This is a genomic window from Bacillus sp. 7894-2, from assembly GCF_002272225.1.
In the GTDB taxonomy this organism is placed as follows: domain Bacteria; phylum Bacillota; class Bacilli; order Bacillales; family Cytobacillaceae; genus Cytobacillus.
The window spans coordinates 1-25,226 of record NZ_NPDG01000093.1; the positions used below are offsets into that span (position 1 = coordinate 1).

The window sequence follows — 25,226 nt, forward strand, 5'->3', positions numbered from 1 at the left end:
AAAATATATGGAGATACACTCATGCAGAAAAATAGTCATGGCATGAACTATGTATTTACACTTCTATTAATACATAAAGCGATTCATAAAGCGCAGGCGGTCGAATTGCTGCACAGAATCCTGGTCTACTCTTTTTCCGATTCGGGCCATCAGGCAATTTGCAGGGTGTGAACTGATTTCCGGGTCATCTGTAGCGTACCATTCAAGACCGCCAGCGTTCATCATCTTTTCCATGATTTTTCGATATTCCCATACATTCAGGCCAGTACCTTTTAAATCCCAGTGCCAATAATACTCAGTCGTTATAACAATATAATCCTCCATAGCATCATCCATCATAGATACTTTCAGAAGGCTCTTGCCTGTTCCTGAACCCCGGAAAGCAGGAATCACTTCTATGGCACCCAATTCAATTAAATTATCCATCTTACCTTCAGACCAGCGTTCAAGAGGATCCGGATACAAGTAAGTGACATAGCCGACAATGGTATGTCTGTCACGGGCCACTATAATTCTGCCCTCAGGCAATCCTGCAATTTCAACCAGGGCTTTATGCTGCTGAGCCGGCGGCCTAAAAGCGACAAGATCTTTATGAAACTCATAATCTGCCAATTTTTCTTGTGTAATTGGACCCTCAATGATTAGTTTTCCATTGGCTGTTTTTAATTCTTTTGCATTATACGTTTTTTTATGTTCCATGTATTCACCACCCAGGTAGCATGATCAATGTATCTACTATTATACATAAAAACGCGGATGATAAAGCGCTTTCACATAATTTTCTGGTAAATTTAAAAAAGTTTGTGACAATTTACGATTCTGGTCATAACTACTTTTTTTTCTCCTTTAAAATTTTAAAAATTGAGAAAATATTATGTTTATACTATAATAATATCAAATAATAAATAAGGGGGAGAACGATTTATGAAAGTGGAAGCGCTGCCAGTAACACAAGGGGACTTCAATTTAAAAAATTATAATGAGCTTTATGCAAATTTCAACTGGGCTGATGCGGAAAAAGAATTTTCCTGGAAAGAAACCGGCCGCATGAATATGGCCTATGAGGCTATCGACCGTCATGCGGAATCTTTCAGAAAGAATAAGGTTGCCCTTTATTATCGGGATGGGGAGAGAAATGAGAAATATACTTTTAAAGAAATGAAGGAACTATCCAATAAAGCGGGAAATGCATTAAAGGCATATGGTGATGTTGAAAAAGGCGACCGGGTGTTCATCTTTATGCCACGTTCTCCTGAGCTCTATTTTGCCGTATTGGGGGCTGTTAAGCTGGGGGCTATTGTGGGTCCTCTATTTGAAGCTTTCATGGAAGGTGCTGTTCGTGACAGGCTTGCTGACAGTGAAGCCAAAGTCCTGATTACAACACCTGAGCTTTTGGAACGGGTGCCTGTTGACCAGCTGCCTGCTTTAAAGCATGTTTTCCTTGTTGGGGAAAACATAGAGGAAGCCGGGCCATATGTTAATTTTAATAAAAGAATGGCAGAATCCAGCAGGAAGCTTCCAATTGAATGGGTTGACGGAAACGATGGGCTTATTTTGCATTATACTTCCGGATCAACAGGCAAGCCAAAAGGGGTCCTGCATGTACATAATGCAATGATTCAGCATTACCAGACAGCTAAATGGGTGCTGGACTTAAAAGAAGAAGATGTATATTGGTGCACTGCTGATCCAGGATGGGTAACCGGTACTTCATATGGTATTTTCGGCCCGTGGCTGACAGGGACTTCAAACCTTGTGGTCGGGGGCAGGTTCAATCCGGAGACCTGGTATAAAATGATAGAGGAGTATGGCGTGACAGTTTGGTATAGTGCTCCAACTGCATTCCGCATGCTGATGGGAGCGGGCGATGAAGTTGTGAAAAAATTTGATTTAAGCTCCCTTCGCCATGTCCTAAGTGTCGGTGAACCGCTAAATCCTGAAGTTGTCAGATGGGGTACAAAAGTCTTTAATATGCGCATCCATGATACATGGTGGATGACTGAAACAGGTGCACAGCTTATCTGCAATTATCCTTGCATGGAAATAAAGCCGGGATCCATGGGTAAGCCGATTCCGGGTGTAAAAGCAGCCATTGTCGATGATCAGGGCAATGAACTGCCGCCTAACCGTATGGGCAACCTTGCGATTAAAAAAGGCTGGCCTTCCATGATGCATGCCATCTGGAATAACGAGCAGAAATATGAATCTTATTTTATGCCGGGTGATTGGTATGTTTCCGGAGATTCCGCTTATATGGATGAAGATGGATACTTCTGGTTCCAGGGGCGTGTAGATGATGTTATCATGACATCAGGCGAACGTGTAGGGCCGTTTGAAGTAGAGAGTAAACTGATCGAACATCCTGCGGTTGCAGAAGCTGGGGTTATCGGCAAGCCGGATCCTGTCCGCGGCGAAATTATTAAAGCGTTTGTTGCTTTACGGAATGGGTATGAACCTACTGAGGAATTAGTGGAAGAAATTCGCCAATTCGTTAAGAAAGGCCTTGCTGCCCACGCTGCTCCGCGTGAAATCGAATTCCGCGACAAGCTTCCAAAAACCCGCAGCGGCAAAATTATGCGCCGTGTGCTTAAGGCATGGGAACTGGATCTCCCAACCGGTGATTTGTCTACAATGGAAGATTAAGAAAGTTCAAGGCCGCTGTTCAAAAACAGCGGCCTTTATGTGCAGATGAAAGTATAAAACGGGAAAAGCAGAAATCCAATTAGTGGATTTCTGCTTTTCGTTTTAACCATTTTCAGCTGATGTCTCTCCATCTTCACCTGATTCTGATGGTTTTTCTTCCTTGGGCTTTTCAGCGGGTGGCGGATCTTTCGGTTTTTCTTTCTTAGGCTTTTCTTCTTTTGGTTTATCTTCTTTAGATTTATCTTCTTTAGGTTTCTCTTCTTCCGGCTTTTTGCCGATTTCCACTGCATTGGATGGAGCAGACTCTCTGCCGGCAATGTCAACGGCAGTTACATGGATTGAGCCGCTTCCAGCTTTAAAGCTAAGGGAAGAGCCGGCTTTTATGGTACCGATTTTTTTGCCTCCGTTATAGACTCGGTAACCTATCACATCATTTTCAGGATTAGCACCCCATGTAATGGTTTCACCCGAAGCTTTTATGCCTGGAGCTGCCGGGGCTTTACCGTTGTCTTTAAGCTCGTCAGCGCTAGTCAGGATGCTCTTCCAGCGTTCCTTATTCGGAATTAGAGTACTTAAATTTGCTTTAATGCCGAACAGCTTTTGAATATATTCCGGATTCACTACCATTCCAGGTTCAGTAAACTCTTCAGGTGTTGAATCAAGTGCCATATATTTTTTATCTCCAATTCGTACAAGTTTTCCATTGCCGAGGCTGTCATCCACTTTTGTAGGAACAAATTTGGCATTAAATAAGTCAGTCTCGACCAGGCCGGCTTTTGAACATGCCTCTGAAGGGAGCAGGCCGGAAATGGCACAGAATGAACGTCTTACGATTCCGCCCGGCATTTTAAAGCTTTCGCTTGGGTCCACAAGGTCAGGGGCAACATCATATGCTGCATTCATCAGGTCAGCCCACAGATAATTATTTCTCAGGCTATAGCTTAATGGGCCGGGAGCTTTCAATGATTTAGGCGTATCATAACCAGACCAGATGCCGAACGTGACATTCGGGTTGGTTGCCACAAACCAGGCATCTATGAATTCAGTACCAGTACCTGTTTTCCCGGCCCAGTCAGAACCGAACTTCAATCTGCTCTTAATCGATGTGGCAGTTCCGCTGTTAATAACGTCTCTCATCATATCAATTGTAAGGTACGCTGTCTGCGGGCTAAATACATCAACAGGCTCGGACTTATGCTGGAATATGACGTTCCCGTTTTTATCTGTAATTTTTTCAATCATATAGGCGTCGATAAATTTCCCGCCATTAGCAAACGTAGTAAATGCGTTTGTATTTTCTTCGACAGTTACGCCGTATTCCAGTGATCCAATGGATGTAGCCAAGTTTGTATAGTCATGGCCGATAAGAGAAGTAAAGCCCATCTTTTCCAGGTAAGCAGCAGGACGCTGCCCGACTATATCTTTATAGAGCTTTACAGCTGGGACATTGTAAGAATGCTTAAGTGCATGTCTGGCTGAAACGAGCCCGCTATAGGTATTTGTATAGTTCTTTGGCCAAGGTCTGTTTAGTCCCGGGGCAAGGTGCAGCGGCACATCAGGAAGAATAGTGCCCGGCGCTGCTTTTCCCAGTTCTATTGCCGGGGCATAGACTAAAAGCGGCTTCATGGTTGAACCATTTTGCCTTAGAGCGCTTGTAGCATGGTTAAGCTGCTCGCGTTTGTGATCGCGTCCTCCGACAAAACTGATGATTTTCCCGGTTTTATTTTCAATTAAGATCGCACCAACTTCTACGGGCTCCATGATTTGCTTGTTTTCGCCAGTTTCCGGATCCTTCACTGTCTCAGGTTTGTCCGGTCCGTAATAAGGGTAGTTATCTTTGACCTGCTGCATTTTATCATAAATATCTTTATTAATCGTCGTATGGATCTGGAAGCCATTTTGGCGGATCGTCCGGTCTGCCAGAGTCCTGTATTCCTCCCGGACCTCGTCATCTTCCTTTAAGTCCTTCTCTTCGTATCCATCATTTTTTGCGAGAATTCTAGTCATGATGTCTACTGCGCGTTCTTCTATTTCATACGTTAAATATGGATACTTTTCCAAAGGGCTCTCAGAAGCTGTAGTAAAATCTTTGGTCAAGTCATATGCCAAAGCTTCCTCATATTGCTTCTGGTCAATCTTTCCGTCATCATACATTCTTTTCAGAACGGTTTTCATCCTGGAGAAACCCGGTTCCAGATTCTCTTTGACCGTTCCCTCCCTTGTAAAGGGAGTGTAGCCGAATGGACTTTGAGGGAGCCCTGCAATGAAAGCGGCCTGAGGCAATGTTAAATCTTTTGCACTCACCCCAAATATACCTTTGGCAGCAGCTTCAACTCCGGCAATATTACGTCCGGTTGCATTTCTTCCAAAGGTGGAAACATTTAGATACGCTTCCAATATTTCTTTTTTGTCAAAAAATTTCTCCAGCCGCAAAGCAAGCAGAATCTCTTTTGCTTTCCGCTCGAAAGAAACTTCATTCGTTAAGATCTGGTTCTTTATCAGCTGCTGTGTCAGTGTACTTCCGCCGGATTGAACAGATGAATTTGTTACTTCCTGGAACAGTGCGCGCATGATCGCTTTTGGCACCACCCCGTCATGCTCGTAGAAATACTCATCTTCAGTAGCTACTACTGCGTTAATTAAGTGTTCCGAAACATCATCAAGCTTAACTTCCTCACGTTCAAGGTCTGTTCTGAGCTTTCCGAGATATACATTGTTTGCAAAGTATAGTTCTGATGTTTCTTCATAGTCATAAATATCCTTTTTCATGCTGGCATAGGATCGGATGGGCTCATCCTTTACAAGCGAAGCGAAATAACCGGCTCCGAGACCCCCAGCAAATGAACCGCCAATGACAGCCAGGATGATAAAAAGCAAAGTAAGATTCCAGATGACCTGGTATGTAATACTTGCGCCTTTAGCGGCTTTCTTATTACCAAAAAGGCCCGGAGTCTGCCTCAATTTATCCATTAACATTTGAAACTTTTCTTTCATCGTATCAATCCCCCTAAAATCACATATATTATAGCACAATGTGACAGCCCAATATGACATGGTTCGCCATTTATCTGAAATTTCCTTTTTTGCACAGGCATTTGACATTTGGCTCAATTTTATGATAAAAATATTCTATCTTAGACGTTAAATATTTTACAGGCATTGATGGGAATCCAGTAATGCTTCTATCCCTGTTTCAGAAAGCCGGCGTTTGCTGCGAGCCGGTACAAATAGAAGGATGAATTACCTCCCTGAGCTTTCACTGTCAACCTGCACAGCAGTTATAGCAGTGGACGGAATTATCCGTTATTTCGAAAGAGTGGAGGACATTTGTCTTCAATCTGGGTGGTACCGCGCAAAATGATCATGCGTCCCTGCATAATTGCAGGGGCGCTTTTTGTATGGTTAAAACCTTTAATGCCTTAAAAATAACCGTTGATTAGGAGGATATAAGATGAGTTTACTTGAAGATCTGCAATGGAGAGGAATTGTTTATCAGCAGACAGATGAAGAGGGTATCCAAAATACTCTCGAGAAAGAGAAAATTTCTTTATACTGCGGTGTTGACCCTACTGCTGACAGCATGCATATCGGACACCTGCTTCCATTTTTAACATTAAGACGTTTTCAAAAAGAAGGCCACCGTCCAATTGTACTTGTTGGCGGAGCCACTGGACTTATTGGTGATCCAAGCGGCAAAAGCGAGGAAAGGAAGCTGCAGACTCTTGAAACAGTACAGCATAATGTGGACTGCATTAAGGGCCAGCTGAAAAGAATTTTTGATTTTGAAAGTGAAAATGGAGCAATCATGGTTAACAACTACGATTGGGCAGGCTCTATGGATATCGTTACGTTCCTGCGTGATTATGGGAAACATGTCGGAGTCAATTACATGCTCGCTAAAGACACCATTTCTTCGAGACTGGAAACAGGAATTTCCTTTACTGAATTTACTTACACTATTCTTCAGGCAATGGATTTCCTTCATTTATATGAGAACCATAACTGTAAAATGCAAATTGGCGGAAGCGACCAGTGGGGGAATATTACCAGCGGACTTGAGCTTATCCGCAAAATGGCGCCTGAAGGTTCCAAGGCTTACGGTCTGACAATTCCTCTTGTAACAAAAGCGGATGGAACAAAGTTCGGCAAAACGGAAAGCGGTGCAATCTGGTTAGATCCTGAGAAAACATCTCCTTATGAGTTTTATCAATTCTGGATTAACACGGCAGATGCCGATGTAATTAAATACCTTAAATTCTTTACCTTCTTATCCCGTGAAGAAATTGAAAATCTTGAAAAAGCTGTTCAAAACGAACCGCATCTCCGCAAAGCCCAAAAAGCACTTGCTGAAGAAATGACACGTCTGATTCATGGGGATGCAGCATTAGAGCAGGCTATCAAAATTACAGCTGCCCTGTTCAGCGGCGATATAAAAAATCTTTCGGCTTCAGAGATTAAACAAGGCTTTAAGGATGTTCCATCTTATGAGCATTCAGAAGGAGAGGAATTGGGCATAGTTGAGTTACTTGTTGCTGCCAAAATCTCTCCATCCAAACGCCAGGCTCGTGAAGATGTGACGAATGGCGCTGTTTCAGTAAACGGAGAACGCGTGACAAAGCTTGATTACACTCTTACTGATAAAGACAAGATTGAAGGTCAATTTACTGTCATTCGCCGCGGAAAGAAGAAATATTTCCTGATTAAATACTAAGGCTGTTGTCGCAAGGTTTGTTGCTAATTGTATATTATTTACTGAGTTGATTGGAGCGGAAGGTGCGAGACTCCTGCCCCGCGGAAAGCGAGCATCCTGCAGCGGAAATCAACGGACTACATTAATAGTGAAAAACAACAATTTATAAGAAAAGAGCCAATACTAATAAGTGAAAGCCCTCCTGTGACGGAGGGCTTTATTTATATATAATTGAATCAAAAATGGAAATAAGATAGCTGAGCCTGTTGATTGGTGAAAATATCGACCGAGCGGGGGGAAGCGGGAGCAAATCCAGCAGATATAACAAAAAAACTGCCGAAATGCATCGGCAGTTTTAATATTATTAACGAGAGTAGAATTCAACGATTAGAGATTCGTTGATTTCAGCTGGAAGTTCAGAACGCTCAGGCATACGAGTGAAAGTTCCTTCTAGCTTGTCTGCATCGAAAGATACGAAGTCAGGTACGAAGTTGTTAACTTCGATTGCTTCTTTAACGATGTCAAGGCTGCGAGATTTTTCGCGAAGTGTAATTGTTTGGCCAGGTGCTACGCGGTATGATGGGATATCAACACGAGATCCATCAACCATGATATGACCGTGGTTAACAAGCTGGCGAGCTTGACGGCGAGTGCGTGCAAGACCTAAACGGTAAACAACGTTGTCAAGGCGTGATTCAAGAAGAATCATGAAGTTTTCACCGTGCTTACCAGGCATTTTGCCGGCTTTATCGAATAAGTTGCGGAATTGACGCTCATTAACTCCGTACATATGACGAAGCTTTTGCTTCTCCTGCAATTGTAATCCGTATTCAGAGATTTTTTTACGCTGGTTTGGACCATGTTGTCCAGGAGCGTAAGGACGCTTTTCTAATTCTTTTCCAGTACCGCTTAGAGAGATTCCAAGACGACGGGATAATTTCCAGCTTGGACCAGTATAACGAGCCATTTAAGACTCCTCCTTTTGTGTTTTTATTTGGGTAAAATAAAAACAGAAACAGATGCGCACAACAATCATGTTCATTTTGTTTTCATGTACCTTCGCCCTAGCAGCAGAGGGTTACACAGTACCCCATCCCCAGAAACATGTAAGTCGCCAAAGGCAACTGAAGCTGGTTGAGGAACAAAATGAGTACATCAAGGTGCTCACATAGGCTGCAATATTTTACACAAGGAGTATTATATAATTTTCAGAGGGTAAAAGTCAAGGTGATCTTTATTTTTTTACTTCTTTTGGATTAAAGCATGTATTTATTATAAGGCAAAGCTTGATCATATTTCACAGTAAATTAGAAAATGGCAGGAGTCTCTTTGAAACTGTGATATAATAAAGAAAAATTTTCCTGCTGAAAACCGGAATTGAAACGAAATAGCCACATCTTTACCGGGATTGTTAATTTTGGTCCGTTATAATATACCTTATTGGTTAAAAGATTCATGATCTGAGACATTTGATGGGTGATAAGAAGATGGAAACACTTGAACGCCAAATCATACTTAATTTAAAAAGCCGATTCTTTGATATTATCGATACGGAAAACGGTTTCTTTCATTATGAAAAATTACTGAATGAAATGCTTTCTGCCATTCAAGCCCTTTCCGAAGCGGATGAAGTAACCCTCTGCGTTTTTAATGAATGGAAGCAGGAGTTTTTTGCAGAAGCTTCCACAAATCCGGATGCTTTAGATTCACGTGTTTTTTCAGGTGATTTAAAAAGGTGGGCTAAAACAAACAGAGAGTTCCAGAGGTTAGGCGCGGAGATTATGGAAGAACAAATCATGATTCCTCTTGTAAAAGGAAACCAGCTTCTGGGCTGCATGATTCTAAAAGGGGCATCAGGCTGTTTTCACACTTATCCAGAAAAAGTTTTTCAGGAACTTAGCGAAGAATGCGGGCAATTTCTTGATAAAGCTCAGGGTATGGCCAAAATTGCTTCTGAAGAGAAACGCTACAAACAGCTGTACCGGGTTACTGAGAAATTCCATTCTTCAATGGATATGGATATGGTGCTGGGGGAAATTATCTATACTCTCCAGGAAATGTACCCCACTTTTACCTATTATCTTCTGCTGTCCCAGGATAATAATAATCATGGTGATCTGCCTATTAGAGATCTTGAATATGACAGCGAAAATATTGCGGCCATGCAGGCTTATGTCACGGGGGCTGTGCAATTTGAAGATTCCCTGCAGGAAGTTCGCTCTATCCTGTATGCTCCCTTAAAAGGGAAACAGGGGGTTTATGGCGTACTTCAGGTTATAGCACCTAATACTATCATATTCCCTAAAAATGAAATTGAGTTTATAACGCTTCTGGCCAATACTGCAGGCAGTGCCCTGGAGAATGCACAGCTTTACCAGCAATCCAAGCGGCTTATAGCGGATCTTCAATTAATTAATGAAACATCCCACCGCCTGAACTCGAATTTGCGCCTTACAGAAACGATGAACTTTATGGCAGACCAGATTCTGCAGTCCTTTGATGCTGAAGAAGCCGGTTTCATCCTGGTATCTTCTGATGGTTCTGATGTGAATGTCATTCAGGGCAGCACTGCATTTTTTCAGACCAGAGAGTCAGAAAGCTATATTCAATATATGAAGAAAAAGATCCTTAGGGAGAAAGAGTCTCTTTTTATTGGAGATTTTTCTTTACAGTCCGAGGATGAGGCAGGCTGCTTTAAATCCATTATGGCGGTTCCGATGACCCAGTCTGGAGTATTAAAGGGATTTGCGCTTGTCATGCACAGTTCTCCTTATCATTTTTCATTTGAAACATTCAAGCTGCTGCAATCACTGATTCATCATTCTACGCTTGCTTTTACCAATTCAATGCTGAGAGAAGAGCTTGAAAAGATGGTTGTAACGGATCACTTAACAAAGCTTTATTCCCGAAGCTATCTGGATGATCGCATTCACCAGTCCATGAATGAAGATCATGAAGGAACCTTTATGCTGGTTGATATAGATGATTTTAAATTGGTAAATGATACATACGGACATCAGGTAGGCGATGAAATCATTATTCAAGTCGCTAATTTAATAAACAGCAATATCCGCGGCACTGATATAGGAGCAAGATGGGGCGGTGAGGAGCTGGCTCTTTACCTGCCTGGTGTTTCATTGTCAGCTGGTGCGCTTATTGCTGAACGTCTTGTCAGAAAGGTATGCCAGATTACAGATCCCAAAGTAACCATTTCGTGTGGTGTGTCGCATTGGAGCAGGGGGAAAAAGGATTCCTATGCTGCTCTTTTTAAGCGGGCTGACAGGGCTTTATACACTGCCAAGAATACAGGGAAAAATAAAATGATACTTGAGTCTGCAGCAGATTCATTTATTTAGGGGACTGCCTTATAAAGAGGCAGTCCTTATTAAGAATTTTTACAAAACAAAATACTTTCAAAAAATATGCTATTATCATATGCTGAAAGAGTAGCTTATTATAGTTTAATATGTAAGCGTTTTCAGTGAAGGGGAGAGTTATAATGGATAGAAAACATCGGTTTAACTTCGAGACGCAGGTCATCCATGAAGGATACGATGCAGAAAGCTATAAGGGAAGCCTGGCACCGCCTATTTTTCAGACGTCGACTTTTACTTTTGAGACAGCACAGCAGGGGGAAAAGCGTTTTTCCGGTGAAGAAGAAGGCTATATCTATTCACGACTGGGCAATCCAACGGTAAAGATGCTGGAAGAAAGAATGGCTGCTCTTGAAAAGGGAGAAGCCGCCCTGGCTTTTGGATCTGGTATGGCTGCGGTTTCAGCTGTTCTTCTTGCTTTAACCAAAACAGGTGATCACATCTTATGCTCTCAGGGAGTGTATGGCTGTACATTTGGACTCTTGGAGATGATGGATGAAAAATATAAAATCAGTCATGATTATTCGGCTATGGAAACAAAGCAGCAGCTGCTTGATCAAATAAAGCCTGAGACTGTCTGTATATATGTTGAAACTCCGATAAATCCAACAATGAAATTGGTGGATTTGAATATGGTTGCAGAAGTAGGGAGGGAGAAAGGGATTCCAGTTGTGGTTGATAATACTTTCTGTTCTCCATATTTACAGAATCCGATTGAGCTGGGATGCGATATTGTCATTCATAGTGCGACAAAATACATCGGGGGCCATGGGGATGTAATTGCAGGTCTTGTTATTGGAAACAGACAATTTATAGATGAAGTAAGGATGACTACACAAAAAGATATTGGGGGCATTATTTCACCTTTTGATGCCTGGCTGCTGCTCCGCGGATTGAAAACACTTGCAGTCAGACTTGACAGGCACTGTGACAATGCCGAACAGCTGGCATCATACTTATTGGCACATCCAAAAGTGGAAAAAGTTTATTTTCCTGGAGACAGCAGTAATGCAGATTTTGAAATAGCACAAAAACAAATGAGAAAGCCGGGCGGGATGATTTCCTTTACTCTTAAGGGTGATAGAGAGACTGCACAGGAATTTATGAACAGGCTGAATCTAATAAAAATTGCCGTGAGCCTTGGAGATGCAGAGACATTAATTCAGCATCCTGCAACTATGACGCATGCAGTAGTCCCAAAAGAATTCCGTGAGAAAATGGGCATTGAAGATACATTGCTGAGGCTTTCAGTCGGCCTCGAATCATGGGAAGATATCAGGGATGATCTGTCCCAGGCACTTGAAGAAGTCTGATTTAAAAGAGGTGGCCGTTATTAAATGGCCATCTCTTTTTTGAAATCTTTTACAGGAAGGATACAAGTACCTCTGAGTATTGTTCCAGGTATTTTTGGTCAAGTTCATCAAACCGGTTCTTTTCCGGGGAATCAATATCCAGCACACCGAGAAGCATCCCATCTTTGATAAGCGGAATAACAATTTCGGATTGTGAAGCAGCGTCACAGGCGATATGGCCAGGGAATTGATGGACATCTTCAACACGGACAGTTTCCATTTGCTTCGCGGCTGTTCCGCACACACCCTTGCCAAGGGGGATTCTTACACAAGCAGGCAGACCCTGAAATGGCCCGAGAACAAGCTCGCCTTCTTCCATCAGATAAAATCCTACCCAGTTTGTACGTTCCAGAAATTGATTAAGAAGTGCTGATGCGTTGCTTAAATTGGCAATGCTGTTCGTTTCTCCTTCAAGAAGAGCAGAGAGCTGTTTAATCAATAATTGATAATTTTCTTCACGGGTTCCCTTGTATGATTCGACACTAAACATCACAAATCACCTTGCTTTCTCAAAGATAAATGAATTTCCTGGCAGATGAACAGGAAATTAGAAGGACATTGTCGAGAACTTTATAAAGGATAAGACGATTTTAGCAAGAATGTTTAATTATCACAACAAATCCGTTTATGAATCCGTGTGCTGGGACAGAAACTTTACAAAAGAAAGTGAGGCGGGAACTTTGAAGAAAAATTCAAAAGAGGCAATTGTGTCTGCCGCTATCTCCTTATTTAATACGAAGGGTTTTTCTGGGACTTCCATCCGTGATATTGCAGGCAAAGCTCAGACGAATACAGCAAATATCGCATATTATTTCGATAACAAACACGGGCTGCTTGAATATTGCTTTACGGCTTTTTTCGAAGGGTATATCCAGGAGATAGAGAAGGGGTTTTCATTTCTTGAGCAGGGGGCGGCTCTGAGCCTGAAAAAAATGGCGCAAAACATCATGGTTTATCAATTTGAGCATAGCCATTTAACAAGATTGATACTCAGGGAAATTTCAATAGATTCACAGGTGGTAAGGGAAATCATGTCCACTTATTTAGCAAAGGAAAAGTTTTATTTTGGCAAGGTGCTCGAAAGGGGCATGAAAACAAAAGAGTTCCGTAACCATTCAGCCAATTATATGATTATCCAGCTGAAAGGACTCCTGTCCATGCCATTTCTGAACACACATTATATGTCTGAAGTTCTGCATGTATTTCCTCATGAAAAATATTTCGCGGACAAATATACGAAAGAGATCTTCAATTGGGTTGATGGAGTCCTGTGCAATCATGCTGGAAAACCTTATGCTGCCGTACTCTGAGAATTTAAAGGTATTTCATTCTATCGAGGCCCTGACCCATGTCCTTTGCCTGATGAGAATCGGATCCATATACCAGTGTAATGCCTTTTTGGGCCGCTGCTTCTGCAGCCCAGTCCGGAGGATAGGATTCCTTGCATAAAGGCTTGGCGAAACCGGCTCCATTATAGTCGAGTTCATAGCCATGAGTATAAACCTCATCAAGTATTTGGTTTATTTCCTCTCTAAATTCCCGATCAGCGGGATATTTTTTTTGGAATTTTTTCACCAGGGTGATATGCCCAATCCTTTTTGGTTTAAACGGCCCTAAATCTGCTTTTATAGATAGGAGTAGGGTGCGGAAATAATTCATATAAACTGCTTCAATAGAACCATATTCTTCAATCATCTTTGCAAAAACATCCGGGCTATAGTCCACGCATTCGTAGCGGCTGCCATGTTTTAGAAAATGTACAGATAAAATAGAATCATCCATGTATTTTCCATTTTTATCGAGGAATTCTTTGACCTCCCGTTCAAAACCTTCAATGTAATCCACTTCAAGCCCCGCATTAATCCTGATTTTCCCTTGATAATCTGCTTTTATTCTTGAAATATCAGTAAAATATTTTTCAAGATTCTCCTTGCGCATCGCACTGTCCCGGGCAGGTGCCGGGTCCTCAAAGCCATCAGGGAGCGGAGCATGTTCAGTAAAAGAAATCTCCTTAAAACCAAGACTTATTGCTTTTTCAACATAATCTTCCAATGAATCCTTTGTCCCGTGCGGGCAAAAGGGTGTGTGGATATGGCCATCTTTTAGCATTTAAAGATCTTCCTTCCTGCAATGGTTTAATGGATGCAGTACTCAAGTCTCTTTTTTATATATCTCCTAAATAAAGAAGGAAATCATTTATAAAAAGCGAATTGTTTGTATTTGAACAGTTCATATAGTTCAATTAAAAACACAGATATTATAGTTATTTTTCGAAAATAGCATTTTACATCAGATATAAATGAAGAAATTCATAAAAAAATGAAATAAATAGTCAAAAAATGTCGTTTACATGGTATCATAAAAGCATTGAAAATAACATGTGAAATAAAGAAACGCCTCACACTATTAAATATAAACTTTACATATACATACTGGCTCGGGAACAGAACAGGGGGCTTTAAAATGGAATACATAATTGGAGCTATAGTCATTCTTTTATGCCTATATCTCACCGGATATTTTTTAAAGAAAAAACATTACAAAGAAATTGACAGGCTGGAAACTTGGAAAATGGACATAACGGACCGCCCAGTTCTAGATGAAATGTCTAGAGTGAAAAAGCTGAATATGACGGGGCAGACAGAGGAATTATTTGAACGCTGGAGAAATGAATGGGATGAAATAGTTACATCGCAGCTTCCGGATGTGGAAGAATTGTTATTTGATGCTGAAGAGAGCATAGATAAATACCGTTTTAAGAATTCCCAGGAAATTCAGCAGAGAATAGAAAAAAGATTAACCGAGATAGAAGAAAACATCAAAAACCTGCTTGCTGAATTGAATGAACTGGTAGGCAGTGAAGAGAAAAATAGAGCGGAAATTGAAGAATTGAAAGATATGTACCGCCAATGCAAAAAGTCTCTCCTTGCACACCGCCATACATTCGGCAAATCTGAGAAAATTCTTGAAGAACAGCTGGATGAAGCATTCTCCAAATTTGAAGAATTCGATGACAAAACTGAAAAGGGCAATTACCTTGAAGCTCGTGAAACCCTTCTTGTAATTAAAGCTCTGATTGAGGATTCTCAAGCCAAAATGGAAGCTATACCAAGTTTGATGGTTGACTGTCAATCCAAGATCCCTTCCGAGCTGGAAGAGTTAAGAGACGGCTACAAGGAAATGCTGGAGCAGGGATATCTGCTTGATCACCTGCAGATAGATAAAGAAATTGAGAGGCTTGAAGAACAAGTAAATGTATACGCAGGCTCCATTGATCAGGCACAAATCGAAGAAGTTCAAACAGGAGTCGAAGAGATCAAAGATAATATGGAACATCTGTACGATCTGCTCGAAAAGGAAGTACATGCCAGACATTACTTAAGCCAGCAGGATGAAGCAACAAGAACCATGCTTTATAATAACCGTGATATGAACAATAAGCTAAAGACAGAGATAGCGGCTGTCCGGAATAGCTATCATGTTCCGGAAAAGGATCTTGAAATTCAAATCCACCTGGAGAAAAAAATAAACCAGCTGTTCAAAAAATTCGAAGTGCTGGAGCATAAGATTAACAGCCAAAATACTCCCCATACACTTCTGAGAGAAGAACTGGCGGAAGTCAAGGAACACATTGAGGAGATTTCAGATGAGCAGACAGCTTTTGCCGAAAAGCTTCAGGCCTTACGAAAAGACGAAATGTCTGCAAGGGAAAAAGTAAAAGAATTAAGCAAGAAAGTGGCAGAAACAATAAGGCTTATATCCAAAAATAACGTGCCTGGAGTTTCTCAGGAATATAAATATTTGATACAGGATGCGAAAGAAAGCATAGATAATGTACTGGCTAAGCTCGATGAAAAACCATTGAACATTCCTTCGGTCCAGCAATATCTTGAAGTTGCGGTGCTGACTGTTGATAAGGCTGCTGATTCTGTGAGTGATATGATTGAGACGATTCTTCTAGCTGAGAAGGTCATCCAATATGGCAACCGATACAGAAGCAGTTATCCATCTATTGATAATGGATTAAGGGAAGCAGAGGTCTCATTCAGAAGCTATGAATATAAAAAAGCATTGGAGCAGGCTGCCTCTTCAATTGAAGAAGTCGAGCCGGGTGCGATCAAGAGAATTGAAGAATTAATAACTGAACAATAAAAAACAGATCCGATTATGGATCTGTTTTTTTAAAAGGAATCTATCCGGCTCCATGCACCGATAAGCGGGCGCATGGAGCTTCTTAATTATTCGTTGCCAGCAATTGTTTTTTTCGGCTCCCCAACAGCAATTGCCAGAAAGTAGCCTATAACAGCTCCGGCAATGGCAGGCACAATCCAGCCGATACCCTCAGCAAAGAATGGGAGGAATTGAAGTGAGTCTGTAATATAGGATACGTCCATTCCAGCTGTTTTCAAGCCATCCACAAAACTAATTAATCCTGTTGGTATTAATGCCCCAATATATACCACTGAGTAGCCATTAAAGGCATTGTGCATAAACGATAGAAGTATCAGCACGATGGCCAGAGGATAAATGATGATCAAAATTGGCAATGAAAGTTGAATCAACTGAGTTAAACCAATGTTTGCAACCACCATACTGAACAGTGAAAGAATGATTACAATGGTTTTATAGGATATTTTTGGAAGCAATTTATGAAAGTACTGCGCACAAGCGGAAACGAGTCCGATTGAGGTTGTCAGGCACGCTACCGTTATGGCCAGCCCAAGGATAACTGCTCCCGCAGCTCCAAATAGATAATGAGAAGCAGCAGATAGGATAGCGCCGCCATTATCGAATTCACCTATAGCATCTGTACTTGTTGCACCGATGTATGCAAGAGATAAATATACTGCCGCTAGACCGGCAGCTGCTATCAGTCCGGCAGTAATGCAAATTTTCATAAGGGAATGTTTATTTGTTACACCCATGCCCTGTATGGAGCTGATAACGATAATTCCGAATACCAGTGCTGCAATTGTATCCATTGTCAGGTAGCCTTCAATGAAGCCTTTAAAGAACGGCCCCTCTGCATATGCCCCCACTGGCGCCTGCAATTCGCCCATAGGAGTAATGATGCTTTTTATAACCAGAACAGCAAGGATAATGAGCAAGGCAGGTGTAAAAATATTGCCGATTCTATCCACTAATTTCGATGGATTGAGAGAAAGCCAGGCTGTGATGCCAAAAAAGGCAATGGTATAAACCAATAACGAAAAAGGACTATTGGAAGCGGTTTCAGATAAGAACGGAGTAACCCCAATTTCATAAGCAACTGTCCCGGTACGCGGGATTCCAAAAAATGGTCCAATGGCTAAGTACATAATAATAGTAAAAATCATTCCGTATAAAGGGTGTACGCGGCTTGCAATTGTTTGCAGATCCCCATTTCTGGCAATGGCAATAATACCTAGAAGCGGCAATCCAACCCCTGTAATTAAAAATCCAATAATAGCAGTCCATACACTTGTGCCGGCAGCTTGTCCCAGGAAGGGAGGGAAAATCATATTTCCTGCCCCAAAGAATAGAGCAAATAACATGAGTCCGACGGCGAGAATTTGTTTGGTTGACAGTGTTTTATTCTCCATATATATCCTCCTGAAAGAGTTCTATATCATAATGTTTAGAACATTTTCATATTAGCATAAGAACTAAAAAAAATGTCGAAAAAATACGAAGTCTTAATATTTAGTAATTTGTAATAGTAAATTCGAAATGTGCTTTGCTCAAATTACAATAATATCAGCCTCTCCACGTAAGATTTAATCCATTCATTTGGTTAAACTGCTCAACCTTGATTAATTTAAATAGTATAGATTTGAATATTTGAATCTAATGCTTCAATTACAATTTCCATTCTTCATTGGTTATGATAAGATTTAAAGTTGGCTAAAGGGTTATCGGAACGGAAAGGAGAAGACCGTGATATATTTAGATAACAGTGCAACAACTAAACCATATAAAGAAGCGCTTGATTCTTTTATGAAGGTTTCTTCAGAATACTTTGGGAATCCCTCTTCCCTGCACGAATTTGGAGGTAAGGCAGAGAGGCTGCTCATGCAGGCGCGTGAGCAAATTTCCCAATTGCTGAATGTTAAGAGCAATGAAGTGTTTTTCACATCCGGAGGGACAGAGAGCAATAATCTTGCTATAAAAGGAACTGCATTAATGCATAGAAAAAGAGGGACCCATATTATCACCACCGGGCTGGAGCATGCTTCTGTAAGGGAAACTGCTGATCAGCTGAAGGAATTGGGCTATCGAATAACCGTAATTGAACCGGATAGTATGGGTATTGTCCATGCTGAAGACATTGAAAAGGAAATTACACCTGAAACTGTTTTAGTCTCTGTTATGCACGTAAATAATGAAATTGGTTCCATTCAGCCAATTAATGAAATAGGAGAGATGCTGAAAAAGCATGCGCGGGTCATATTTCATGTAGACAATGTTCAGGGAATCGGCAAGGTGCCCCTAGACCTTTATCAGGCCCAGGTGGATCTGTGTACGATTTCGGCTCATAAATTTCACGGTTTGAAGGGGAATGGGGTTTTGTTCATTCGTGATGGACTTCGTCTTTCGCCGTTGCTCTCCGGGGGCAATCAGGAATGGAAAATGAGAAGCGGCACGGAAAACGTAGCTGGCATTGTAGCAATGGCAAAGGCACTAAGGCTTACGATGAATAATAAGGATAAGCACTTAAGCAAGCTTAAATCCATCAAAACCTATCTTATGGAGGAGGCGGGAAGAATTGAGGGGATTACAGTTCATACCCCTGAAAATAATTCTGCTCCCCACATCGTCAATTTCTCCATAAAAGGATTCAAAGCGGAGGTATTTGTCCACGCTTTAGAAGAGCGCGGAATTTTTATTTCCACTACAAGTGCCTGCTCTTCGAAGAAATCTGCTGCCAGCAGTACCCTGATGGCTATGGGAATCCCTGAAAAGGATGCAAAAAGTGCAGTCCGGGTCAGTTTGTCTTATGATAATACGAAGGAAGAGGCAGAAATTTTTATACAGGCGGTTAAAGAGACCGTTAATAGGCTAAGAAAGGTTATGAAATCATGATAAATTATGACCGTATACTTATACGATATGGAGAAATCTCCACAAAAGGCAGAAACCGCAATATGTTTGTCGATAAACTAAGAAGAAGCATTTACAATGTGCTGAATGAATTTTCCGGCATCAAGATAGAATCAACAAGAGACCGAATGTACGTTGTTTTGAATGGTGCAGATGGCAGAGATGTTACTGATCGCCTTAAAGGGATTTTTGGCATTCAGTCCTTCAGTCCTGCTGTGAAAGTCAATAAAGATATCGAAGAAATGAAAGCTGCAGCATTGGCGTTATTTTTAAAACATTTTGAAGAAGGAAAGACTTTCAAGATTACGGCTAAGAGAGCCGATAAAAGCTTCCCTTTAAATACTGACGATCTTAATCATGAATTTGGCGGACACCTGTTGAAAAATGTGCCGAATCTACAAGTGAATGTAAAAAAACCGGATATCAATCTGCAGATTGAAGTTCGCGAAGAAGCGGCTTACTTATCATGCGAAACCATTGAGGGAGCCGGCGGACTTCCTGCAGGCTCGAGCGGTAAAGCCATGCTTATGCTTTCCGGAGGAATTGACAGCCCGGTAGCAGGTTACTTATCCATGAAGAGAGGATTGGAAATTGAAGCTGTCCATTTTCACAGCCCGCCTTTCACGAGTGAGCGTGCAAAGCAAAAAGTAATTGATTTAACAGAAAAACTTGCGAATATTGCTGGATCCGTTGTTCTCCATATTGTCCCATTTACAGAAATCCAGCAGCTGATCCATCAGCAGGTTCCGGCTAATTATACGATGACAACAACAAGACGATTAATGCTCCGGATCACTGATGAAATCCGTGATAAAAACGATGGCCTGGCCATTATCACCGGGGAAAGCCTTGGACAGGTAGCAAGCCAGACGCTTGAAAGCATGTTTGCCATTAACGATGTCACGACAACACCTATTCTGCGGCCGCTGATCACAATGGATAAAACGGATATCATCGACATTGCCCAAACCATCGATACGCACGATATATCGATCAGGCCTTTTGAAGATTGCTGTACCGTTTTCGTTCCATCATCACCCAAAACAAAACCAAAACGAGACAAAGTCCGCCGCTTTGAAAGCTTTGTTGATTTCGAACCTCTAATCGCAAAAGCAGTCGAAGGCACCGAAAAGCTGGTTATCAAACCCAAATCGCGCAATGAAGACTCTTTTGGGGAATTATTTTGAGATAAATACAGGCTGAAAAATAATACAACAATTACCAATTAATTTGTGTATATGGCCATGTGATTCTACACATTCTATACTCACAAGGAGGTGAAAATCACATGGCAAACAACAACAGCTCAAACCAGCTTCTAGTTCCTGGAGTACAACAAGCTCTTGACCAAATGAAGTACGAAATCGCTACTGAATTCGGTGTAAACCTTGGTGCTGAAACTACTTCTCGCGCTAACGGTTCTGTAGGTGGAGAAATCACTAAGCGTTTAGTTCAAATGGCTGAACAGCAATTAGGCGGTTTCCAAAGATAATTAAATAATATGGCTACAAGGAGCAGGAATCATTCCTGCTCCTTATTTATGTGCAAAAAACTTTTTAAATAATAAATAATTTTAAATTTTATAATAATTTAGTATAATAATTCTATAGAACAAGCATCCATGTTCTTGCAGCAGCAAATGAAATGGTCAGGGGGAGATTTGATGAAACGCGAAGACTTAATCGCACCGGAAAAGTACAACCTCGTATCAGAAATGGAGCGGTTTGCCGGGGATAAGGACAAACTTGCAATTAAGTGGGAAAACGAGCATGGAGAAAAAAAAGAGATTACATACAGTGATCTGATTCACAATGCGAACCGAATTGGAAACGTTTTCTTAGAAAATGGTTTGAATAAAGGGGATGTTATTCTTATCATTGTTCCAAGACTGATAGAAGCGTATCAGGTTTACATTGCATCACTAAAAGCGGGAATTGTTGTTATACCAAGTTCTGAAATGCTTCGTTCGAAAGATCTGCAATACCGCATTAATCATGGTGATGTTAAAGCGATCGTAAGTTATTATCCTTATGTTGACCAATTTAAAGGTATTAAGGAAGCAGAAGCCCTGCCGAAATTTGTGATAGGCGGGAACGCAGATGGATGGATTGGTCTGGACGAGGAAATGAAAGAGGCTTCACCGGAACTATCATTGGCTGATACCTCCAGGGATGACATGGCATTCCTTTCCTATACATCAGGAACAACAGGAAATCCTAAAGGCGTCGTACATACACATGGCTGGGCATTTGCTCACCTAAAAACAGCAGCACCTAACTGGTTATGCATTAACGAAGGTGATACAGTATGGGCAACGGCAGGTCCCGGCTGGCAAAAGTGGATTTGGAGCCCGTTCCTTTCCGTTCTGGGTTCTGGTGCCACGGGAGTTGTCTACAATGGAAAGTTTGAACCGAAAAAATATTTGCAGCTATTAGAGGATAATCAGGTTAATGTCCTTTGCTGCACGCCGACTGAATACAGGCTGATGGCAAAGGCTGACAATATTCATGAATACAAGCTTCCGGCCCTTCATAGTGCTGTTTCGGCGGGTGAACCGCTAAACCGGGAAGTGATTGATACATTTAAAAAGCATTTTAACGTAAATGTCCGTGATGGGTATGGACAGACTGAAAATACCCTGCTTGTCGGCATTACAAAGGATATGGAGCTAAAAGCAGGCTCAATGGGAAAACCGACTCCAGGCAACAGAGTCGAAATAGTAAATGAACACGGTGAAGTATGTGCTGTAGGTGAGACAGGAGATATTGCTGTCCATGTAGAAACTCCTGCACTCTTTAAAAATTATTATAAAGACCCGGAAAGAACTGCTATGCAATTCCGGGGTGATTACTATATTACCGGAGATAAGGCAAAGAAGGATGAAGATGGCTATTTCTGGTTTGAAGGCCGCGGTGATGATATTATTATCAGCTCTGGCTATACGATTGGACCATTCGAGGTGGAAGACGCACTCGTAAAGCACCCATATGTAGCCGAATGTGCAGTTGTAGGAAGTCCTGATGAAGTGCGCGGATCGATCGTTAAAGCATTTGTTGTTTTAAGGGAGGGTGTCGATCAGAATAACCCTAACCTTGTTTCAGAGCTCCAGGAGCATGTAAAAGAGCTGACAGCTCCTTATAAATATCCTCGGAAAATTGAATTTTTATCTGAGCTGCCAAAAACGACGTCAGGAAAAATAATGCGTGTGGAATTGCGGAAAAAAGAAGCGGAAACTGCTTCAGCTCAAAACTGAATGCTTTGAAAAATACAGGCGGATTTCCGCCTGTATTTTTGTTATACTATGGTAAATGTGAACTTTTACTTATTAAAGGAGAAAAGATTATATGGGAACGCTATGGCACGGGGGGCCGATATATACCCTTCAGCAGGAAGGCCATCAGATAGAGGCCGTTTTTACAGTAGGCAGCCAAATTATTGAAATTGGAGCCTTGGGAGATTTAAGGGATAAGTATAAAGAAGAGATTCAAAAGGAGATTGATCTGGAGGGGAGCACCATGCTTCCGGGATTTGTGGATAGCCATATGCACCTCATCGGGCATGGCGAAAGGCTGATAAGACTCGATTTGTCTGAGCACACGTCAAAGCAGGAAGTTCTTCTTGCTGTTAAGCAATTTTCAGAGACAATAGATGAGGGAGAATGGGTCATTGGGGAAGGCTGGAATGAGAATTTATGGGACCAGCCGGAGCCGATATATGCTTCTGAGCTGGACCAATATGTCCCCAATCACCCTGTCATGCTGAAACGTGTGTGCAGACATGCTCTTGCAGTCAATTCTCTTGGATTATCTAAAGCAAATATTACTGAAGATACTGAATGTCCTCCAGGAGGAGTAATTGAGAAAGATGAACTTGGAAAACTAAATGGACTTTTGAAGGATCAGGCCCAAGAGCTATTGTACAAGGTGATGCCTGCTGTCTCAGAAGGCTATTTAAGGAAGGCGCTTCACGCTGCCATTAATGACGCCTATAAGCTTGGATTGACAGGAGGGCATACGGAGGACCTTAATTATTATGGAGGGTTCATCCAGACCTATCAGGCCTTCAGGCAGGTAATTGAGGAGGAGGGTCTATCTTTCCGGGCACATCTGCTGGTTCATCATGAAGTTGCTGATGAAATGAAGGAATCAGGCGGAGGATTTTTAGCGGGAAGTAAACATATAGAGTTTGGTGCTATGAAGATATTTGCCGATGGAGCTTTGGGGGGGAGGACGGCTTTGTTAAGCCATCCTTATGCAGATGATCCATCCACTTCAGGAGTTGCTATTTTCTCACAGAAGCAGCTTGATGCCTTAGTGGAGAAAGCCCGCAATCATGAAATGCCGGTTGCCATCCATACGATTGGAGATTTGGCATTTGAAATGGCATTAAATTCCATTGAAAAACATCCGTTAGAAGGTCTGGGGCGAGACAGACTGATTCATGCTCAAATATTGCGCAAGGAGCTTATTGAAAGGGCTAAAAAGCTGCCTTTAATTCTTGATATCCAGCCGAGATTTACTGCCTCCGACTTTCCTTGGGTGATCGACCGTATTGGTGAAGAAAATATGGAGTATTGCTACGCATGGAAAACACTGCTGAAAGAAGGAGTACATTGTGCAGGAGGATCTGACGCACCGATTGAGCCGGCCAATCCCTTCCTTGGTATTCATGCAGCTGTTACAAGAACAAACATAGATGACCCGCATAACACAGTCTATTATCCAAGTGAGGCATTATCTGTGTATGAAGCAGTATGCTTATTCACTAAAGGCAGTGCATATGCTGCTTCCCATGAAAATGACAGAGGTGTCATAAAAGAAGGGTATCTGGCGGATTTCACTATTTTAAATGAAGATATTTTTAAAATGCCAATAGGGCAAATTGCGTCTGTTACCGTAAACAAAACCGTTATTGATGGAAAAATAGTATACGAGAGATAAACGAAAATGTCAGGTGCCTATCGCATGGGTGCCTGGCATTCACTTTTTGGCAGGAAAAAATGATTGCAAACATTTTTCTGGCAGACTTATAATATAAATATTTCGATACTAGAAAGAACTGGGGAAATGAAATGAAAAATAATGAAGTACAATTGGGAGCTTTATATGCAGGGTTTGCTTACTTTTTATGGGGCATTTTGCCCGTATATTGGAAGTTAGTGGACCACGTGCAGGCAGATGAAATTTTGGCTAACAGGATTTTTTGGTCATTCTTCTTTATGCTGATTATTTTGCTGGTCTCAAAAAAGTGGAATGCCTTTGCTGCAACACTTAAAGGGTTTAAAACTAATAAGAAGCAGCTTTTCGCCCTTGTGATTGCCTCCATTCTGATCAGCACAAACTGGTTTTTATATATTTGGGCGGTCAATACCGATCAGATGATTGAGGCCAGTCTCGGCTATTATATTAATCCGCTCGTAAGTGTAATTCTGGGCATGCTGGTTTTTAAAGAGAAGCTGTCACCAGCGCAGTATGTATCTTTTGGGATTGCGTTTGCGGGAGTGATGATTTTGACTTTCAGCTATGGGCGGTTCCCCTGGATAGCCATTGTTCTCGCTTTATCCTTTGGGCTTTACGGGCTGGCCAAAAAGCTTATAAAAGTGGATTCGGCTGTTGGCTTAACGCTGGAAACATTAGTAGTGACTCCGATCGCATTTATTTATATGGTTATGCTTTTTATGAATGATAAGCAGGCTTTTCTGCATGTTTCGCTAAGCACCGATTTGCTTCTTATCGGGGCAGGTGTAGCCACAGCGGTGCCGCTATTGTACTTTGCCAAAGGAGCTCAGAAGATACCGATGTCTATGCTTGGCTTCCTTCAGTATATTGCACCGACAATTACCCTGATTCTGGGGATTTTCGTTTATCATGAGCAGTTTACAAAACTTCACATGCTTTCCTTTATGTTTATCTGGCTGGCTTTAACGATTTACTCTGTATCGAGGACAAAGCTTTTTGCCCATTGGGAAACTAAACTAAAGCGCGGAAAAGGTGTTGGCATATAGAAAAAAGAGTTTCGCACAGACATGCGAAACTCTTTTTTTTATAAGGCTCTTTTCGTTTAAATTGTTGTTTTTCGCTTATCAAG

The 25,226-nt window shown here is 41.6% G+C and carries 18 protein-coding genes and 1 other annotated feature; of the genes, 12 read left to right on the forward strand and 6 right to left on the reverse strand.

The window, feature by feature from the left end; all coding sequences use genetic code 11:
• Window positions 1-66: 66 nt before the first annotated feature.
• Window positions 67-699, reverse strand: a complete 633-nt coding sequence (locus CHI10_RS13950) for a GNAT family N-acetyltransferase (RefSeq protein ID WP_095244852.1) — start codon at window positions 697-699, stop codon at window positions 67-69.
• A 225-nt stretch (window positions 700-924) separates the two neighbouring features.
• Here CHI10_RS13950 and acsA point away from each other — a divergent pair, with 225 nt between their 5' ends.
• Entirely contained in the window at window positions 925-2,643 is a 1,719-nt protein-coding gene (gene acsA / locus CHI10_RS13955) for an acetate--CoA ligase (RefSeq protein WP_095244853.1), read from the forward strand.
• 102 nt (window positions 2,644-2,745) lie between these two features.
• Here the strand turns inward: acsA and CHI10_RS13960 are convergent, their stop codons facing one another.
• Window positions 2,746-5,637 carry a transglycosylase domain-containing protein gene (locus CHI10_RS13960; RefSeq protein WP_095244854.1) on the reverse strand — a complete coding sequence of 964 codons (2,892 nt, stop codon included), beginning with the start codon at window positions 5,635-5,637 and terminating at the stop codon, window positions 2,746-2,748.
• A gap of 156 nt (window positions 5,638-5,793) precedes the next feature.
• Window positions 5,794-6,019, forward strand: a binding site (T-box leader).
• Between the two features lie 75 nt (window positions 6,020-6,094).
• On the opposite strand from CHI10_RS13960, the gene tyrS reads away from it, so the two are divergent.
• Window positions 6,095-7,354 carry a tyrosine--tRNA ligase gene (gene tyrS, locus CHI10_RS13965; RefSeq protein WP_095244855.1) on the forward strand — a complete coding sequence of 420 codons (1,260 nt, stop codon included), beginning with the start codon at window positions 6,095-6,097 and terminating at the stop codon, window positions 7,352-7,354.
• Between the two features lie 343 nt (window positions 7,355-7,697).
• On the opposite strand, the gene rpsD is transcribed toward tyrS, so the two are convergent.
• Window positions 7,698-8,300, reverse strand: a complete 603-nt coding sequence (gene rpsD, locus CHI10_RS13970) for a 30S ribosomal protein S4 (RefSeq protein ID WP_035330337.1) — start codon at window positions 8,298-8,300, stop codon at window positions 7,698-7,700.
• Between the two features lie 520 nt (window positions 8,301-8,820).
• Between rpsD and CHI10_RS13975 the strand changes: the two genes are divergently transcribed.
• Window positions 8,821-10,689, forward strand: coding sequence for a sensor domain-containing diguanylate cyclase (locus CHI10_RS13975; RefSeq protein ID WP_095244856.1), 1,869 nt, complete (start codon window positions 8,821-8,823; stop codon window positions 10,687-10,689).
• Window positions 10,690-10,832: 143 nt separating this feature from the next.
• The gene (gene megL, locus CHI10_RS13980; RefSeq protein WP_095244857.1) at window positions 10,833-12,020 is read left to right on the forward strand and encodes a methionine gamma-lyase; all 1,188 of its coding nucleotides are present in this window, start codon (window positions 10,833-10,835) and stop codon (window positions 12,018-12,020) included.
• A gap of 49 nt (window positions 12,021-12,069) precedes the next feature.
• Here megL and CHI10_RS13985 read toward each other — a convergent pair whose 3' ends face one another.
• A complete protein-coding gene (locus CHI10_RS13985) occupies window positions 12,070-12,549 on the reverse strand; it encodes a GAF domain-containing protein (protein WP_095244858.1) in 480 nt (159 codons plus the stop codon).
• 190 nt (window positions 12,550-12,739) lie between these two features.
• Between CHI10_RS13985 and refZ the strand changes: the two genes are divergently transcribed.
• Window positions 12,740-13,369, forward strand: a complete 630-nt coding sequence (gene refZ / locus CHI10_RS13990) for a forespore capture DNA-binding protein RefZ (protein WP_095244859.1) — start codon at window positions 12,740-12,742, stop codon at window positions 13,367-13,369.
• A gap of 4 nt (window positions 13,370-13,373) precedes the next feature.
• Here refZ and hisJ read toward each other — a convergent pair whose 3' ends face one another.
• Entirely contained in the window at window positions 13,374-14,168 is a 795-nt protein-coding gene (gene hisJ / locus CHI10_RS13995) for a histidinol-phosphatase HisJ (RefSeq protein WP_095244860.1), read from the reverse strand.
• A gap of 354 nt (window positions 14,169-14,522) precedes the next feature.
• On the opposite strand from hisJ, the gene ezrA reads away from it, so the two are divergent.
• A complete protein-coding gene (ezrA, locus tag CHI10_RS14000) occupies window positions 14,523-16,211 on the forward strand; it encodes a septation ring formation regulator EzrA (RefSeq protein ID WP_095244861.1) in 1,689 nt (562 codons plus the stop codon).
• Window positions 16,212-16,297: 86 nt separating this feature from the next.
• Here ezrA and brnQ read toward each other — a convergent pair whose 3' ends face one another.
• Window positions 16,298-17,641, reverse strand: coding sequence for a branched-chain amino acid transport system II carrier protein (gene brnQ / locus CHI10_RS14005; RefSeq protein ID WP_095244862.1), 1,344 nt, complete (start codon window positions 17,639-17,641; stop codon window positions 16,298-16,300).
• Window positions 17,642-17,975: 334 nt separating this feature from the next.
• Here brnQ and CHI10_RS14010 point away from each other — a divergent pair, with 334 nt between their 5' ends.
• From CHI10_RS14010 to rarD, 6 genes are all read left to right on the forward strand, one after another.
• The gene (locus tag CHI10_RS14010; RefSeq protein WP_095244863.1) at window positions 17,976-19,121 is read left to right on the forward strand and encodes a cysteine desulfurase family protein; all 1,146 of its coding nucleotides are present in this window, start codon (window positions 17,976-17,978) and stop codon (window positions 19,119-19,121) included.
• Window positions 19,121-20,326 carry a tRNA uracil 4-sulfurtransferase ThiI gene (gene thiI, locus CHI10_RS14015; protein ID WP_179289037.1) on the forward strand — a complete coding sequence of 402 codons (1,206 nt, stop codon included), beginning with the start codon at window positions 19,121-19,123 and terminating at the stop codon, window positions 20,324-20,326. Before CHI10_RS14010 ends, thiI begins: the two co-directional genes overlap by 1 nt.
• 101 nt (window positions 20,327-20,427) lie before the next feature.
• Window positions 20,428-20,631, forward strand: coding sequence for an alpha/beta-type small acid-soluble spore protein (locus CHI10_RS14020; RefSeq protein WP_035330326.1), 204 nt, complete (start codon window positions 20,428-20,430; stop codon window positions 20,629-20,631).
• A gap of 171 nt (window positions 20,632-20,802) precedes the next feature.
• Window positions 20,803-22,392, forward strand: a complete 1,590-nt coding sequence (gene mbcS / locus CHI10_RS14025) for an acyl-CoA synthetase MbcS (RefSeq protein WP_095244865.1) — start codon at window positions 20,803-20,805, stop codon at window positions 22,390-22,392.
• A 91-nt stretch (window positions 22,393-22,483) separates the two neighbouring features.
• Complete coding sequence (locus CHI10_RS14030) at window positions 22,484-24,079, forward strand: amidohydrolase (RefSeq protein WP_095244866.1); 1,596 nt, start codon at window positions 22,484-22,486, stop codon at window positions 24,077-24,079.
• Window positions 24,080-24,210: 131 nt separating this feature from the next.
• On the forward strand, window positions 24,211-25,143 hold the full coding sequence (gene rarD / locus CHI10_RS14035; RefSeq protein ID WP_095244867.1) for an EamA family transporter RarD: 933 nt from the start codon (window positions 24,211-24,213) through the stop codon (window positions 25,141-25,143).
• Window positions 25,144-25,226 lie beyond the last annotated feature (83 nt).

Excerpts from the sequence above, each read along its gene's own strand:
- CHI10_RS13950 (WP_095244852.1), bottom strand. The coding sequence starts at position 699 with ATGGAACATAAAAAAACGTATAATGCAAAAGAATTAAAAACAGCCAAT.
- acsA (WP_095244853.1), top strand. The coding sequence starts at position 925 with ATGAAAGTGGAAGCGCTGCCAGTAACACAAGGGGACTTCAATTTAAAA.
- CHI10_RS13960 (WP_095244854.1), bottom strand. The coding sequence starts at position 5,637 with ATGAAAGAAAAGTTTCAAATGTTAATGGATAAATTGAGGCAGACTCCG.
- tyrS (WP_095244855.1), top strand. The coding sequence starts at position 6,095 with ATGAGTTTACTTGAAGATCTGCAATGGAGAGGAATTGTTTATCAGCAG.
- rpsD (WP_035330337.1), bottom strand. The coding sequence starts at position 8,300 with ATGGCTCGTTATACTGGTCCAAGCTGGAAATTATCCCGTCGTCTTGGA.
- CHI10_RS13975 (WP_095244856.1), top strand. The coding sequence starts at position 8,821 with ATGGAAACACTTGAACGCCAAATCATACTTAATTTAAAAAGCCGATTC.
- megL (WP_095244857.1), top strand. The coding sequence starts at position 10,833 with ATGGATAGAAAACATCGGTTTAACTTCGAGACGCAGGTCATCCATGAA.
- CHI10_RS13985 (WP_095244858.1), bottom strand. The coding sequence starts at position 12,549 with ATGTTTAGTGTCGAATCATACAAGGGAACCCGTGAAGAAAATTATCAA.
- hisJ (WP_095244860.1), bottom strand. The coding sequence starts at position 14,168 with ATGCTAAAAGATGGCCATATCCACACACCCTTTTGCCCGCACGGGACA.
- ezrA (WP_095244861.1), top strand. The coding sequence starts at position 14,523 with ATGGAATACATAATTGGAGCTATAGTCATTCTTTTATGCCTATATCTC.
- brnQ (WP_095244862.1), bottom strand. The coding sequence starts at position 17,641 with ATGGAGAATAAAACACTGTCAACCAAACAAATTCTCGCCGTCGGACTC.
- CHI10_RS14020 (WP_035330326.1), top strand. The coding sequence starts at position 20,428 with ATGGCAAACAACAACAGCTCAAACCAGCTTCTAGTTCCTGGAGTACAA.
- mbcS (WP_095244865.1), top strand. The coding sequence starts at position 20,803 with ATGAAACGCGAAGACTTAATCGCACCGGAAAAGTACAACCTCGTATCA.
- CHI10_RS14030 (WP_095244866.1), top strand. The coding sequence starts at position 22,484 with ATGGGAACGCTATGGCACGGGGGGCCGATATATACCCTTCAGCAGGAA.
- rarD (WP_095244867.1), top strand. The coding sequence starts at position 24,211 with ATGAAAAATAATGAAGTACAATTGGGAGCTTTATATGCAGGGTTTGCT.